12 protein-coding genes are annotated in these 15,262 nt (G+C 70.4%); 6 read left to right on the top strand and 6 right to left on the bottom strand.

From position 1 onward, the window contains the following. Positions 1-184: 184 nt before the first annotated feature. From OG206_RS18875 to OG206_RS18865, 3 genes are all read left to right on the top strand, one after another. Positions 185-1,042 (top strand): helix-turn-helix domain-containing protein, encoded by an 858-nt coding sequence (locus OG206_RS18875; RefSeq protein ID WP_327117568.1) that lies wholly within the window; start codon positions 185-187, stop codon positions 1,040-1,042. A gap of 270 nt (positions 1,043-1,312) precedes the next feature. Beyond that, positions 1,313-1,519, top strand: coding sequence for a DUF397 domain-containing protein (locus tag OG206_RS18870; RefSeq protein ID WP_327117566.1), 207 nt, complete (start codon positions 1,313-1,315; stop codon positions 1,517-1,519). Between the two features lie 564 nt (positions 1,520-2,083). Beyond that, positions 2,084-3,667 (top strand): sodium:solute symporter family protein, encoded by a 1,584-nt coding sequence (locus tag OG206_RS18865; protein WP_327117564.1) that lies wholly within the window; start codon positions 2,084-2,086, stop codon positions 3,665-3,667. Between the two features lie 89 nt (positions 3,668-3,756). Here the strand turns inward: OG206_RS18865 and OG206_RS18860 are convergent, their stop codons facing one another. Both OG206_RS18860 and OG206_RS18855 read right to left on the bottom strand, forming a co-directional pair. After that, entirely contained in the window at positions 3,757-4,872 is a 1,116-nt protein-coding gene (locus OG206_RS18860; RefSeq protein WP_327117562.1) for an ADP-ribosylglycohydrolase family protein, read from the bottom strand. Positions 4,873-4,999: 127 nt separating this feature from the next. After that, a complete protein-coding gene (locus tag OG206_RS18855) occupies positions 5,000-5,200 on the bottom strand; it encodes a hypothetical protein (protein WP_327117560.1) in 201 nt (66 codons plus the stop codon). Here OG206_RS18855 and OG206_RS18850 point away from each other — a divergent pair. Both OG206_RS18850 and OG206_RS18845 read left to right on the top strand, forming a co-directional pair. Next, positions 5,112-5,321, top strand: a complete 210-nt coding sequence (locus OG206_RS18850; RefSeq protein ID WP_327117558.1) for a Scr1 family TA system antitoxin-like transcriptional regulator — start codon at positions 5,112-5,114, stop codon at positions 5,319-5,321. The two genes, OG206_RS18855 and OG206_RS18850, sit on opposite strands and share 89 nt — an antisense overlap. Further along, on the top strand, positions 5,318-5,518 hold the full coding sequence (locus tag OG206_RS18845) for a DUF397 domain-containing protein (protein ID WP_327117555.1): 201 nt from the start codon (positions 5,318-5,320) through the stop codon (positions 5,516-5,518). Before OG206_RS18850 ends, OG206_RS18845 begins: the two co-directional genes overlap by 4 nt. 78 nt (positions 5,519-5,596) lie before the next feature. Here OG206_RS18845 and OG206_RS18840 read toward each other — a convergent pair whose 3' ends face one another. Further along, positions 5,597-8,173 carry a bifunctional FO biosynthesis protein CofGH gene (locus tag OG206_RS18840; RefSeq protein WP_327117553.1) on the bottom strand — a complete coding sequence of 859 codons (2,577 nt, stop codon included), beginning with the start codon at positions 8,171-8,173 and terminating at the stop codon, positions 5,597-5,599. A 120-nt stretch (positions 8,174-8,293) separates the two neighbouring features. Here OG206_RS18840 and OG206_RS18835 point away from each other — a divergent pair, with 120 nt between their 5' ends. Next, positions 8,294-8,986, top strand: coding sequence for an HAD family hydrolase (locus OG206_RS18835; protein ID WP_327122325.1), 693 nt, complete (start codon positions 8,294-8,296; stop codon positions 8,984-8,986). 58 nt (positions 8,987-9,044) lie between these two features. Here the strand turns inward: OG206_RS18835 and OG206_RS18830 are convergent, their stop codons facing one another. From OG206_RS18830 to OG206_RS18820, 3 genes are all read right to left on the bottom strand, one after another. Further along, positions 9,045-12,533, bottom strand: a complete 3,489-nt coding sequence (locus OG206_RS18830) for a hypothetical protein (protein WP_327117552.1) — start codon at positions 12,531-12,533, stop codon at positions 9,045-9,047. A gap of 247 nt (positions 12,534-12,780) precedes the next feature. Then, positions 12,781-14,265 (bottom strand): peptidoglycan D,D-transpeptidase FtsI family protein, encoded by a 1,485-nt coding sequence (locus OG206_RS18825; RefSeq protein WP_327117550.1) that lies wholly within the window; start codon positions 14,263-14,265, stop codon positions 12,781-12,783. Positions 14,266-14,391: 126 nt separating this feature from the next. Then, positions 14,392-15,237, bottom strand: a complete 846-nt coding sequence (locus OG206_RS18820) for an LLM class F420-dependent oxidoreductase (protein ID WP_327117548.1) — start codon at positions 15,235-15,237, stop codon at positions 14,392-14,394. Positions 15,238-15,262: the final 25 nt, after the last annotated feature.

Here is a 15,262-nt window from a genome sequence, read left to right as displayed (position 1 = left end):
CCGTACCGACGTCCCCCATGACCCGGTCCGGGAGCCGCACCACGCGCGGGGCAGCCGGATCCACCGGCTGCCCCGCGCGCTTTGGTGTCACCATTTCCCAGCGCGCCCGGGTGCGCGGGTGGCAATCTGCTGAGCAGTAGATACGCACAGCTAGAACAGCTGCATAGCCGGAGGTGCCGTTTCCGTGCCCACCAACGTCAATCCCACCGTCAGGCGACGCCGGTTGGGCCAGGAGTTGCGCCGTCTGCGCGAGATCAAGGGCATGACGGCCGAGGAGGTGGCGGAGCGGCTGCTGGTCTCCCAGTCGAAGATCAGCCGTCTGGAGAACGGCCGCCGTTCCATCAGCCAGCGTGACGTCCGCGATCTGTGCGGGGTGTACGAGGTCGAGGACCACCGCGTCGTCGACTCACTGATGCAGATGGCCAAGGACTCGCGGCAGCAGGGCTGGTGGCACGCGTTCGGCGACATCCCCTACAGCGTGTACATCGGGCTGGAGACGGACGCCGAGTCCCTCCGGGTGTACGAGCCCCAGGTCGTCCCGGGGCTGCTCCAGACCCGGGGTTACGCGGAAGCGCTGATCACCGGGGCCCTGCCCGAGGCCCCGCCGGCCGACATCGAGAAGCGGGTCAACGTCCGCGCCCGCCGCCAGGACCGCGTCAACGCCCCCGAACACCCGCTGCGCCTATGGGCCGTCATCGACGAGTCCGCCCTGCGCCGGCAGGTCGGCGGCAAGCAGGTGATGATCGAGCAGCTGGAGCACCTCATCGAGCAGTCGCAACTGCCGCACGTGACCGTGCAGGTCCTGCCCTTCGACATGGGTGCGCACCCGGGCATCAGCGGGCAGTACGCCATCCTGGAATTCCCGGACGCCGCGGACTCCAGCGTCGTGTACATCGAAGGGGTCACCAGCGACCTCTACCTGGAGAAGGCGAACGACGTACAGCGCTACAGCGTCATGTACGAACACTTGCGGGCACAGGCGCTGAATGTGGATCAGACCCGCCAATTCATCGGCGACATCGTGAAGGACTACACGCGCTGATTCAGCCGCGCCGGCCACCGGAAAGCGCTGCGCACCCACGGAGACGGTACATCCCCGATACCACCTGATGTGCGTGAAATGCTGTGATGTAAGCGAGGTGGGGGCGGGACGATACACCGCCACCACCTCGCAGCGGAACCCCCGCATGGAATATGCCATCCGGTCGAGTGAACGGCCCCACCACCGGACGATGTTGGCGAGTAGCGTCGATCACGCCAACAGGAACGAAGTTGGTGCCCTCCCACATCAACTCTCTGAACCGGAGTGAACATGGCTATTCTTCAGGGTGCTACGGAAAACTGGACGAAGTCGTCGTACTCCGGCGGTAACGGAGCCTGCGTCGAGGTGAAGTCACCTGTCACCCGTGCCATCGCCGTGCGTGACTCGAAGGCCCCCGAGGGCCCTTCGCTCAGCTTCGTGTCCGGGGCCTGGAACACCTTCGTCCGTGATGTCGCTTCGGGTTCGATCAACGCCTGATCGGCCTTCCGCCACGCGCGCGCCGCGTCCAGGTCCTCACCCACGCGCCGCGCCCGGTCCTCGCGCGCGGCCCTCAGGAGCCCTCTCGACCGGCTTCGCCGTCCTGGCCGAGGGGACCTCGCCCGCCACAGGACCCGGCGCCGCCGCCGACGCACCTCACTCGCAGGGTCGTCGGTGGTGGGCGCCCGACAGGCGTCAACAGCGCCCGGGCGTCACGTGGTTCAGCTCTTCCCTCTTCTCCGGCCGCACGGGACCCGCATCCCGTGCGGCCGTTCTGCGTTCTCGGGCATTCCTGCATGGCGTGGGTCTCTGCACAGCCTGACGAAGTGCCCGCTCATCGTGTGGCCGTGGTCACGTTCACGACAACGCCCCACAAGGTCAAGAACGAGTAAAATCGTTCGACTTGCTGATCCGCGTTCACATCCCTGATCGAGGAGACCTTGACCGAGGACCCGGACAGGCGGTTCAATCCCCGAAGTCCCCGTTCCCGCACGGGGCCACCGCTGAACGGCCGTACTGACGAAGTGCGTTCCCGTTCACAAGGCGGACCCCTGGAGGGGGCACATGAACAGTCTCGACTGGGCCGTGCTCATCGGATACTTCGGTGTGATGGTCGCGATCGGACTCTGGTCGCACAAGCGCGTGGACAACGTCAGCGACTTCTTCACGGCCGGCGGCAAGATGCCGTGGTGGCTCTCGGGCATCTCGCACCACATGTCCGGCTACAGCGCGGTGATGTTCACCGGCTACGCCGGAATCGCCTACCAGTACGGCGTCACGTCGTTCGTGACGTGGTCCCTGCCGATCGCGATCGGTATCGGCATCGGGGCGAAGCTCTTCGCACCCCGGCTCAACCGGCTGCGCTCCCGGCTGCACGTCGCCTCACCGCTCGAATACCTGAAGAACCGCTACAACATCCCGACCCAGCAGGCCCTGGCCTGGTCGGGTCTGCTGCTGAAGATCGTGGACGTCGGCGCCAAGTGGGCCGCCATCGCGACCCTGCTGTCCGTCTTCACCGGCATCAGCCTCACCCAGGGCATCTTCATCACGGGTGCCATCACCGCCGTGTACTGCACAGTCGGCGGACTGTGGGCCGACGCCCTCACCGAGCTGGGGCAGTTCGTCATCCAGCTCTTCGCCGGTCTGACCATGCTGGTCATCGCGATGAGCAAGCTGGGCGGCTTCAGCTCCCTGTGGACCGTGTGGGACAAACTGCCCGAGGGGCACACCGACCCGACGGCGGGTCCGTACACCGTGACCTTCCTGCTGGCGTATCTCTTCATCAAGACCTTCGAGTACAACGGCGGCATGTGGAACCAGGCCCAGCGCTACATGGCCACGGACTCCGCACGTTCCGCGACCCGCTCCGCCCGCCTCTCGGCCGTGCTGTGGCTGGTCTGGCCGACGGTGCTCTTCTTCCCGATGTGGGTCGCCCCGCTGCTCGTCGAGGCCAAGAAGCCGGACGCGTCGGACAGTTACGCCCTGATGACCGAGCAGCTGCTGCCGCACGGGCTGCTCGGCCTCGTCGTCGTCGGCTTCTTCTCGCACACGATGGCCATGTGCTCCTCCGACGCCAACGCCATCTCCGCCGTCTTCACCCGGGACATCGCACCGGTCCTCTCCAAGGCCGCCCGGACCTGGAGCAACCGCAGTGGTCTGCTCGCCGCCCGGCTGTCCACGCTCGCCTTCCTCGGCTTGTCCATGGCCCTGGCGACCCAGATCAACTCGCCGACGTTCAAGGACATCATCACGGTCGTCATCAAGTGGGTGGCCGGCCTGATGGGCCCCATCGCGATCCCGTTCATGCTCGGCCTGCTGCGCGGGTTCCGCCGGTCCGGCCCGACGGCGGCGCTCACCAGCTGGGCGGCGGGGCTGCTCGCCTTCTTCTTCACCAACTACAACCTCGACGGTTCGGTGAAGACGGACGTCGCGCTGCAGTACCAGGTGGCGCTGCCGCTGGCCATCTCGCTGGTGCTCTACATCGTCATCGGGTTCATCAAGCCCGAGGACACCCCGGAGCGCGACGCCCTCATCGAGATGATCAACACGGACGACGGTGGCCCGGCCGGTACCGCCGCCACCGCAGGCGTCCCCACGCAGAAGACGGGCCCGGAGGGAACCGGCGTTCCCGAGGGCGCGAGGGACTGACAGGTTCTCGTGACGCGGGGGGACAGGGACGGCGGGCGGGCGCGGCGGCGTCCGTCCGCCTCTGCCCTCCCGGGGATGCCCTGCCCGTCTCAGTCCCGCGGGTAGCGGGCCACCCAGCCCGGGGCGACCGCGGTGGGGCTGTGCAGGGCGGGCCCCTGCGTCATCTCCATGGCGAAGTCGTCGGAGAGTTCCAGGAGGGTGGAACGCCCCTCCAGCTCCGCCAGCCAGGCGGGTGGCAGCGCAGTCTCGCCGTGCAGCGCCCCCAGGAGCGCCCCGCAGACGGAGCCGGTGGCCGCCGACGGCCCGGAGTGGTTCACGGCGAGCCGCAGACCGTGCCGCACGTCCTCGCCGACCAGCGCGCAGTACAGCGCGACCGCGAGGACCTCTTCCGCCGAGTCGGTGTCACCGAGCGCCTCTATGAGCGCGGGTCCGGGAATTCCCTGCCGTACGGAGCCGAGTGCCTGGCGGAGCGCGTCGGTCACCTGCTCGTTGCCCGGCCGCTCGGCGAGCAGCGCGAGCGTGTGCTGCACGGAGCCGTCCAGGGTCTCCCCGCGGGCGAGCCCGTGCACGAGCAGGGCGAGGGCTCCGGCGGCGAGCTGGGCGGTGGCGTGGCCGTGGGTCTGGGCGGCGCACTCGACGGCGAGCTGGAGGACGAGCTGGGGCTCCCAGCCGACGAGCAGCCCGAACGGGGCGGACCGGGTGAGCGCGGCCGAGTCGCGTGCGGACGGGTTCTTGGGCACGGCCAGGGTGCCCATGGTGGTGTCCCCGAAGCCGATGAGGCATTCGCGGGTGGGGGCGCGGCGGGTGTAGAGCCACTCCTCCCTGGCCAGCCAGCCGTTGTCCTTGCGGCGCTCGTCGGGACCCCAGGCGCTCTGCGTGGCCGCCCAGCGCAGATGGGCGCGGAACACGTCGGTGGGCGGGTGCCAGGCGCCGGTGTCCCGGCGGACCTGTGCCCTGATGAGCCCGTCGACGGTGAAGAGGGTCAGCTGGGTGACGGCGGTGACGGCACCCCGCCGTCCGTGCACGGGGACGAAGTCCACGATCCCGTCGACCCCGTGGGCGGCGCGGATCTCCTCCAGGGTGAGCCGGGCGACACCCGCCCCTATGGCGTCTCCGACGGCACCGCCGAGCAGGGCGCCGCGCACCCGGCTGCGAAAGTCCTGTTGTTCGGCACGGCCCCAGACAGCTGTGGTCCCAGTGCTCACCGCGCCCCTTCCTCAACGAATACCGGCGTGCGACCGCGCAAGCACTGTAATCGAACGGAATGGGGTGTCTCAGGGGTCGAACGGAATGTACTCAGTAACTCCTCAGATCCCCTTTGAAAGGCATTCCTCAGAGTTTTCCGGATGTCCTCCCTTCTCTGCAGTGCGCGACGCGCAGCACGTCCCGCAATGATTCGGCGGTCCGCGTCAGGGCGAAGCGCACCGCCGCCTCCCCCGCGGCCGTGTCCGCGAGAACGGCCTCCGCGCCGCCGAGGACCGCTTCCGCGCAGGAGAGGAGTTCCGCCTCGACCTCGTCGGCCGCCGAGCTCATCGAGGAACCGGCAGCGGTCACGCGCTACCGGCTGTCCTACGATCGCCTCCGGGACCGGGCGCTACCCCCGCCGGAGTCCATCGGGTTCATCAGGGGCGTCCTGGAGGAGCAGACATCATGAGCCGTATCCCCGACCTCTCCACCACGGCCTGGCGCAAGTCCAGCTACAGCGACGGTGGAGCCAACAACTGCCTCGAAGTCGCGGACGGCTTCCCGGGGCTCGTGCCCGTCCGCGACAGCAAGGCACCCACCGGACCCGCCCTCCTCGTGAGCGCCCCCGCCTGGGCGGACTTCGTCACCTTCGTCGCCGGGCGCTGAGCCGGGCAGCCGACGGGGACGGCCGCCGGCGCCCCTCCCCGTCCGGTGGGTGGCGCGGACGGGGAGAGAGACAGGCTGTCAGCCCGGCAGGACGGGCAGTAGTTCCGGCAGGTGTCCGTCCGACGCGGCGGCGGCCTCGACGCGCTCCTGGGGCACCTCGCCGTACAGCGTCGTACGCGGCTTCGCCGGGCGGCCGGCGAGATCGGCGATGGCCACGAGGTCCTGGACCGACCGGTACGAGCCGTAACTGGAGCCCGCCATACGGGAGATGGTCTCCTCCATCAGGGTCCCGCCGAGATCGTTCGCACCCGAGCGCAGCATCTCGGCCGCACCCTCCGCTCCCAGCTTCACCCAGCTGGTCTGGATGTTGGTGATGTGCGGGTGGAGCAGAAGCCGGGCCATCGCCGTCACAGCGCGGTTGTCCCGGCCGGTGGGGCCCGGACGGGCGATACCGGCGAGGTACACCGGGGCGTTGGTGTGGATGAAGGGCAGGGTGACGAACTCGGTGAAGCCGCCGGTCTCCTGCTGGAGCCGGGCCAGCGTCCGGAAGTGGCCGAGCCAGTGGCGGGGCTGGTCGACATGGCCGTACATCATCGTGGACGAGGAGCGCAGGCCCGTCTCGTGCGCGGTCCTGATGACCTCCAGCCAGGTGGCGGTGGGCAGCTTTCCCTTGGTGAGGACCCAGCGGACCTCGTCGTCGAGGATCTCGGCTGCCGTACCGGGGATCGAGTCGAGCCCGGCCTCCTTGGCCGAGGTCAGCCAGTCGCGGATCGACAGGCCGGTGCGGGTCGCGCCGTTGACGACCTCCATCGGCGAGAAGGCGTGGACGTGCATCCCGGGTACGCGTTCCTTCACTGCGCGCGCGATGTCGAAGTACGCCGTGCCGGGCAGGTCCGGGTGGATGCCGCCCTGCATGCAGACCTCGACCGCGCCGACGTCCCAGGCCTGCGCGGCACGGTCGGCGACCTGGTCGAGCGAGAGGGTGTAGGCGTCGGCGTCCGTACGCCGCTGGGCGAACGCGCAGAAGCGGCAGCCGGTGTAGCAGACGTTGGTGAAGTTGATGTTCCTGGTGACGACGTAGGTGACGTCGTCACCGACCACGTCGCGGCGCAGGGTGTCCGCGATCCGGCACAGCTCGTCCAGGGCCGGCCCGTCCGCGTGGAGCAGGGCGAGCGCCTGGTCGTCGGTGAGCCTCGTGGGGTCGTCGGCGGCCTGGCTCAGAGCCTGGCGTACGTCGGCGTCGATGCGGGACGGGACCATGCCGGGTGCCGCGGCCTCGCGCAGGGCCTCCCAGTCGCCGTAGACCTCGTCGAAGTCGTCGCGCCGGTCGCCGGTGCGTCCGTCGGTGTCGATGGTGCGGTGCAGGTCGGTGCGTCCCGAGGCGTTGAAGCCCTCGTCGGGCTCCTGCCAGGGCAGCCCCACCGGGATCGCGCCCTCCTTGGCCAGCCCGGTCTCCGGGTCGGCGAGCGCCCGCACGTGCGGGAGGAGGCGCGGGTCGAGCCACGGCTCACCGCGCTGGATGAACTCGGGGTAGATGGTGAGGCGCTCCCGCAGCGTGAAACCGGACTCGGCGGTGCGGGACGCGAGTTCGTCGATGTGCGGCCACGGGCGCTCGGGGTTGACGTGGTCCGGTGTCAGCGGCGAGACGCCGCCCCAGTCGTCGATGCCCGCCCCGATCAGCAGGGCGTACTCGGCGTCCACGAGGTTCGGCGGGGCCTGGATGCGGGCGGAGGGGCCGAGGATGTGGCGGGCGACGGCGACGGCCGCGGCCAGCTCCTCCAGTTCGGCGTCCGGCATCCCGCGCATCGCGGTGTCCGGCTTGGCTCGGAAGTTCTGGACGATGACCTCCTGGACGCCGTGGTAGGCCCGGGCGGTCTTGCGCAGTTCGAAGAGGGAGTCGGCTCGCTCCTCGTAGGACTCGCCGATCCCGATCAGGATGCCCGTGGTGAACGGCACGTTGGACCGGCCGGCGTCCTGGAGGACCCTCAGCCGGACCGCCGGCTCCTTGTCCGGGGAGCCGTAGTGGGGGCCGCCCTTCTCGGACCACAGCCGGGTCGCCGTCGTTTCCAGCATCATGCCCATGGACGGGGCGACCGGCTTCAGCCGCTGCAGGTCCGTCCACGTCATCACCCCCGGGTTCAGGTGCGGCAGCAGGCCCGTCTCCTCCAGCACCCGGATGGCCATGGCCCGCACGTACGCCAGGGTGTCGTCGTACCCCTCCGCCTCCAGCCACTCACGCGCCTCGGGCCAGCGGTCCTCCGGCCGGTCCCCGAGCGTGAACAGCGCCTCCTTGCAGCCCATTTCGGCACCCTTGCGGGCGATGTCGAGGACCTCGTCGGGGGAGAGGAACATGCCGTGGCCCGCCTTGCGGAGCTTGCCGGGCACGGTCACGAAGGTGCAGTAGTGGCACGTGTCCCGGCAGAGCCGGGTCAACGGGATGAAGACCTTGCGGGAATAGGTGATCACTCCGGGACGGCCCGCGGCCTCCAGCCCGGCGTCGCGCACCCGGGCGGCGGACGCGGCGAGATCGGTGAGGTCCTCCCCCCGCGCCTGCAACAGGACGGCGGCCTCCGCCACGTCGAGGGCGACACCGTCGCGGGCCCGCCTCAGGGCGCGCCGCATGGCGTTGGTCGTGGGGCGCTGGGGATCGGTCATGGACCGAGCATACGAGCGCGGCACTCGGTCAGGACCAGGGCCTCTGCCGGGTGGAAGCACCCGGCCACTGCTGGCGCCTTGGACGTTATGTCCGACTTGACCCGTAGGCTCGGAGGGGTGATGGAAACGATCGTCTTCGACATCGGAGAGACCCTCGTCCGCGACGACCGCCACTGGGCCTCGTGGGCCAACTGGCTCGGGGTCCCGCCGCACACCGTCAGCGCCCTGGTGGGTGCGGCGGTCGTACAGGGCCGCGACTGCACCGACGCGCTGCGCATCCTGCGCCCCGACATGGACGTCGAAGAGGCGGCCCACGCGCGTACGGCGGCCGGGCGCGGCGAGCACCTGGACGAGACCGACCTCTACCCCGACGTCCGCCCGGCGCTCGCCGAACTGCGCGCTGCCGGTCTGCGGGTGGTGATCGCGGGGGACAGATCGGTCCGGGCCGGACAGCTGCTGCGGGCCCTGGACCTGCCGGCCGACCTGGTCGTCACGTCGGAGGAGTGGGGCGTGGACAAACCGGACCGGGAGTTCTTCTCCCGCGTGCTTGAGGTGTCGGGCGCCGCGCCGGACGCCACCTTGTACGTCGGCGACCACCCGGCCGACGACCTGTTCCCCGCGAAGTCCTCGGGGCTGCGTACGGCACACATCCGCCGCGGCCCCTACGGCCACTGGTGGGCGGACCACCCGGACGTCCTGGACACGGCGGACTGGCGCGTCGACTCCCTGACCGAACTCCCCGCCCTGGTGGGCGCCCAGGAACGGCGAAAGCACCTGGTCCTGGCCCCGCGCCCCGAGGAACCGGAGGCCTGAGCAGGCGCAGGCGCCGGGCCCCCGGAGTCCGGGAGCCCGGCGCCTGTGGGCCCGTGCGTCAGCGGGCCACCGTGGCGGTCGACCTGCTGACGGCCGAACCGCTGCTGTGACCGGTGCGGCGCGCGGTCACCTTCACCGTCATCTTCTTGCCCTTCTGGGCGGCCTTGAGGGTCAGCGAGGACTTGGTCGCCCCCGCGACGGCCTTGCCGTTCGCATACCACTGGTAGGCGTACGAGGTGGGTGCCGGCGTCCACGTGCCGTGAGCCGCCTTGAGGACCCGGCCCACCTTGGCGGTGCCCGAGACCGTCGGCGCCTTGGTGGCCTTGGGGGCCGTCCCCGCGCCCACTGTGAGCGCCGCGGGGGTCAGACCCGCGTCCGCGTGCCCGGTGCGCCGTGCCGTGACGGTCACGGTGAGCTTTTTGCCCAGCAGCGAGGGGGGCACGGTGTAGGCCGCTGCGGTCGCGCCCGCGATCGCCTTCCCCTCGGCCTTCCACTGGTAGGCGTACGAGGTCGCCGCCGGGGACCAGACGCCGGGAGAGACCGTCAGCTTGGAGCCGACCTTCGCACTCCCGGTGACCTTCGGGGCGGTGGTGGCCTTCGGCGCCGTACCCTGCGCGACGGTGACCGCGGCGGAGGTGCTCGCCACTGCCGCACCGTCGGCCGCACCGGCGGTGACGGTCACGGTGACCTTCCTGCCCAGCAGCGACGCCGGCAGGGTGTAACCCTGCCCCGTCGCCCCGGCCACGGCCTTGCCGTCGGCGTACCACTGGTAGGCGTAGGAGACGGGGTTCACCGACCAGGTTCCCGTGCCGGCCGCCAGGGTGCCGCCGATCTTCGCGGTCCCGCTGATCACCGGGGGCGTGCGGTTCAGCAGCGGGGCCTCGGTCACGGTGAAGGAGCCCTTGCCGTACTCCCACGCGTTGTGCGTGACGACGCTGAGGCTCCAGGTGCCGACGGCCACGCCGGTCAGGTCGAGTTCGGCCGTCAGCGTTCTGCGATCGGCCGACACCGAGGTGGTGGTCGCCTTGACGGTCCTGCCGGACATGTAGATGCGCACGATGTCGTCCGCGTGCAGAGCGGTGCCGGACACCTGCAGGGTGACCTTGGTGCCGGTCGCCCCGGTCGTGGGCGTCACCGCGCCGACGGTGACCGTCTCCGTCCCGCAGCGGATGGCCGAGCAGACCGCTTCGGCCTTGTACGAGGTCTGCGAGGCGGTCTCGGGAAGGGACAGCACGAGGATGCTCGACGTGTCCTGAGCGCCGTACGGCTCACTGACGGAGCACTTGTACCCGTCAGGGATGGAGCGATAGCAGTTGTTCGCGCGGCTCGCTCCGTAGAGCGCCGGCACCGCGGTCGCGGTAGCCCCGGTGGTGTCGCTGATCTTCATGTCGAAGTGGTCGTTGTACGCGGTGGGCAGTGCCGCGCACACCGCGCTGTGGGACTCGTCCAGCGTGCCGGTGACGGGGCCGTAGCCGTAACTGATGTTGGGTACCTTCACGCACTCGTCGGCCGGGCCGCTCGCGGTGGCGATGCGCAGGGCGTCGAAGCGGTAGGCAGGGGCGGCCTTCAGCCCCGTCCGCACGGTGAGCAGCACCTGGTAGCTGGTGGAGCCGGTGACCGCGCAGGCGGCGTTCTTGTTGCAGAGCGCCACGCCGTCCGCCCCGTAGGCGACGACGTTGGCGGTGCCCAGAGCGTCGCGGACGTCGAGGTGCAGGACGTCCTTCACGTCCGCCGTGGTGACCTTCCGGCAGACCAGTGCGCCCGGGGCGCCGAGCAGGCCGCCCGTGGAGGGGCCCCCGACCTCGGCGGCCCGGGTCTCGGAGCAGCCCTGTGCGGTGGCTGTGACGTCCCGTCGGGTCAGCGTGTAGTCGGCGGCGGTGTCACGGCCGGTGAAGAGCACCGTGTGGGTGACTCCCGGGGCCATGGCACAGGTCGTCCAGGAGGAGAGAGTGGAGTACACGGAGCAGACCTGCTTGCCGTGGTCGTCCAGGACGGAGACCTGGGCGGGGGAGGCCGTGCCCGGCCCCGCTTCGAGTTGGAGGTTCTCGTTCGCGCTGTGGGCACCGGCCGGGATGGTCAGGCAGTGCGAGAACACGCCGTTGCCGGTGGAGAGACGGGCGGCCGGGCTCGTCGCGGTGAAGTCCCCCGCCGGGAGGACGGGGCAGCCGCTCGCCGCGTCCGTGCGGTGCAGCGCCAGCGTGTACGCGCCGGTGACGGTGTCCTCGTCGTCGCTGGAGACCAGCAGTCGGAAGGGCGCCCCGCCCGTGAGCGCGCAGGTGCCGCCCGACAGGGCGCTCGCGTCGCACCGTTGCACACCGTCGGCGTCCACGACGGTCAGGTCCGGTCGCGGCGCGGGCCCGCCGCTGGGCTTGAGAGCGGCCATGGCGGCACCCTCGGGAAGCGGCAGCGAGAGGCAGTCGACCTCCCCGCCGGCCTCGAACACACCGTTGTACAGGCCGAGTTCGACCCGCACGCATCCGGCGGTGGAGGAGCGGTCGATGATCAGGGTCGGCTTGTCGGTGAACACGGTGTAGTCACCGGCGGCGGGCAGGGTGCACCCCGACCAGGTCGTGCAGACGGTCTTCCCGTCCCGATCGTAGACACCGAGTACGCTACGGACACCCGAGCCGACCGCGTAGACGTCGTAGCGCCCGGCGGCGGGGGCCGAGAAGACCTTGCAGCCGGAGGACGGGCTCACGGTGGTCGGAGCCGAGCCGTAGGCGTTCAGCGGTACCCGCGCGCAGCCGGCCGGGTCGGAGAGCCTGCGGACGGTCAGGGTGTACTCGGCGGGGAATCCGCGCTCCGCGTAGCTGACCTGGGACAGGACGCGGTAGGGGCCGTCACCGGGCAGGACGCAGCCTTCGCTGCCGTCCTCGTTGAAGTGCGGGCATATCCGGGCACCGGTCTCGTCGGTGATCCAGGACGTGCTCGATCCGTACGCGGTGGTCGAGATCTTGGTCGTGATGCGTTCGCCGGGTCGCGCCGTGAAGGGCTGGCACTGGACGGCGGTGGGCCCGGTGGCCGACCCCGTGAGCGGTGCGCCGTCCCAGCCCGTGCCGGTCTCGGCCAGGCACCCTTCGTCCGAGGCGAGCGGGACGAGGGCGACCGTCGGCCTGCTCGGGTCGGGCCAGGCGTTGCGCAGGCGGAGCGTGTACGCGCCCTCGCGGTCCAGGTGGCACCAGCCGGCGCCCCACTCCGGGTCGTAGCAGTCGACCTGGTCGTCACCGTCGGACACGGAGGGCTGGACGTTCTCGGCGCCGGAGCCGGTGACGAGGAGGCGGTGCAGGCCGGGCCGGTCCACCGTCACGGTGTAACAGACCGTTTCCTCGGCCGGGATGTCCGTCGTCCCCTCCGGGCTCGCGGACTCGCCGAACGACGAGAGCGGGAGCACGGTGGAGCAGTCCTCGGCGGCCCGGGCGGCAGCCGCGCCGGCGGTGGACGCCAGAGCCGGTGTCGACGGAAGGAGCGATGACAGGATCACCGCGAGGACGAGCAGCAAGGTGGTACAGACCGCGGATCTCGCGGCCTTCCACAAGGATCGAGGCATTCCGTTCCCCCCGGAGCGGTGAGGTGCGTGGCGAGGACCCGCGAACGGCCCCGCACGACCGGTGGGTTCGAAGGCACGCCGCCATCATGTGTGTAGGACATGTAATGAGCGCACGCGATGATCGCACACATGCTCCACGCCCCGACACGCGGTTTCCGCAGGCCGGGTACGCGCCCGCCGCCCCGGCACACGTCCGCCCGGTGCGGCACCGGGCGGGCGGACGACCCCACGGGTCGGACGGGCGGGGCTACTTCCCCAGGACCGCCTTCATCACGTTGCGGGCGATCGGGGCGCCGAGGCGGCCACCGGAGATGTCGGAGCGGGAGATGTCCATGGCCGTCGGGTCGATGAAGACCGCGACCGCGACGGCGCGGCCGTCGGGGTTCTTGCCGTACGACACGAACCAGCCGTACGGCACCTCCTTGGTCACGTCGTTACCGCGCTGCGCCGTACCCGTCTTGCCGCCCACCGTCACACCGTCGATCAGGGCACGCTGGGCGCTGCCCTCCTTGGCGGTGAACTCCATCATCTCCTGGACCTTCTTGGCCGTTTCCTCGGAGACCGCCTGGCTCATCAGCTTCGGCTCGTGCTGCTCCAGGACGGACAGGTCCGGCCCCTCCAGCTTGTCGACGATGTAGGGCTGCATCAGCTTGCCGTTGTTGGCGAGGGCCGCCGTCACCATCGCCATCTGCATCGGGGTGCTCGTGAGGCTGCCCTGCCCCATGCCGGTGAGCGCCGTGCCGGGCTTGTCGAGCTCCTCCGGGTAGAGGCTCTTGGTGGCGAGCATGTCGCCGAACTCCTCCGAGTAGACATCCTCGTTGAAGCCGAACTTCTGCGCCGTCTCCCGCATCTTGTCGTCGCCGAGTTTGGACGCCATGTCGAGGAAGACGTTGTTGCAGGAGTACTGCATGGCCGTCTTCAGCGAGGCCTTGTTGCAGACGGCGTCACCGGCCTCGCTGCCGATCTTGTTCGTGGAGAGGGGCAGCGGATACGGGGAGACGGCGTCGGTCCTGGCGTCGACGTCGGTGACGACGCCGTGCTCCAGGGCGGCCGTGGCGGTGAGGATCTTGAAGGTGGAGCCGGGCGGGAAGGTCTCGCGCAGCGGGCGGTTCGCCAGCGGCTTGCTCTTGGCGTCCACGAGCGCCTGGAACCTGTCGCCCTCCTTGAAGGAGTTGCCGGCGAAGACCGAGGGGTCGTACGAGGGCGTCGAGACCAGGGCCAGCACCTTGCCGGTGGCCGGGTCGAGCGCGACGACCGCGCCACGGGCGTCCAGGTCCGTCAGCCCCTTGTAGGCCGCCTCCTGCGCCTTGGGGTCGATCGTCGTGATGACGTCTCCGCCGCGCCGGGGCTCACCGGTGAGGATGTCCTTGGCGTGCCGGAAGGCGAACCGCTCGTCCTGGCCGCTGAGGATGCTGTCGTACGTCTTTTCCAGGAGTGACATGCCCTGGGCCTGGGACGCGTAGCCGGTGACGGGGGCGTACATCGGGCCGTTCTTGAAGGTGCGCTGGTACTTGAAGTCGGTACCCGTGACCTCCTTCGACCCGGTGATCGCCTTGCCGCCCACGATGATGTCGCCCCGCGGTGTCGCGAACTGGGTGATCTTCACCCTGCGGTTGAGCTCGTGTCCGGCCAGCTCCTCGCTCTTGGCGAACTGGAGCCAGTTGGTCCGGATCAGCAGAGCCAGCATCAGGATTCCGCAGAAGATGGCTATGTGGCGCAAGGGTCTGTTCATCGAGCTCCCGCTCCCCGGCAGCCGGGCACACGCGCGCAGGCCGCTCCATCGATGTCCGTGAGTGAAAGATGCGATTCCGGCGCCCGTGGTTGCACTCCGGGTGGCGCTCCACGCCGCCGGTCACCGCTACAGGTGCGCCGCATAGGCGTCCAGCGCCCGCAGGACCTCGGCCTCACCCGCCGGAGGCAGCTGCAGGACGACCTCCTCGACGCCGAGGTCCGCGTAGTACGCCAGCTTGCCGGGGGTCGGCACGACGGCGTACGGCACCACCTGGAGGTGCTTCGGGTCACGGCCCGCGTCCTCCCACGCCGTGCGCAGCGCGGGAATCGACTCGGCCAGACCGCGCCCGCCGATCGGCAGCCAGCCGTCCGCGTCCCGGGCGATCTGCGCGAAGAGCCTGGGTCCCGCCGCCCCGCCGATCAGGGTGCGGGGGCCGTTCACGGGCCCGCGCCGCCGCTGCACCGGCTTCGGGTAGGCGTGACTCGCCCGGACGGACCCGAACTCCCCGTCGTACGCCGTGGGTTCATCGGACCACAGGGCTCGCATCAGGGCCAGCCGGTCACTGCCGAGCGCGCGCCGCGTCGACCACTCCACGCCGTGGTCCGCCGCCTCCTCCACGTTCCAGCCGAAGCCGACGCCGAGCGTGAAGCGGCCACCCGAGAGGTGGTCGAGCGTGGCGGCCTGCTTCGCCAGGTCGATGGGGTCGTGCTGCGCGACCAGCGTGATGCCGGTACCGAGGGCCAGCCGCTCGGTGACGGCCGCCGCCTGTCCCAGCGCGACGAAGGGGTCGAGGGTGCGCCCGTATTCGGCCGGCAGCTCGCCACCGGCGGGATAGGGCGTGTCCCGGCTCACCGGGATGTGGGTGTGTTCGGGCAGGTACAGCCCGGCGAATCCCCGCTGCTCCAGCTCACGCGCGAGCCGGACCGGCGTGATCGTCTCGTCGGTGAGGAAGATTGTTGTGGCGATCCGCATGCGAGGCACCTCCGTCGTCGTCCGT

This window comes from Streptomyces sp. NBC_01341, from assembly GCF_035946055.1.
Taxonomy (GTDB): Bacteria; Actinomycetota; Actinomycetes; order Streptomycetales; family Streptomycetaceae; genus Streptomyces.
Note: the sequence above shows the minus strand (reverse complement) of the source record. Positions and strands in the feature narration are given on the sequence as shown.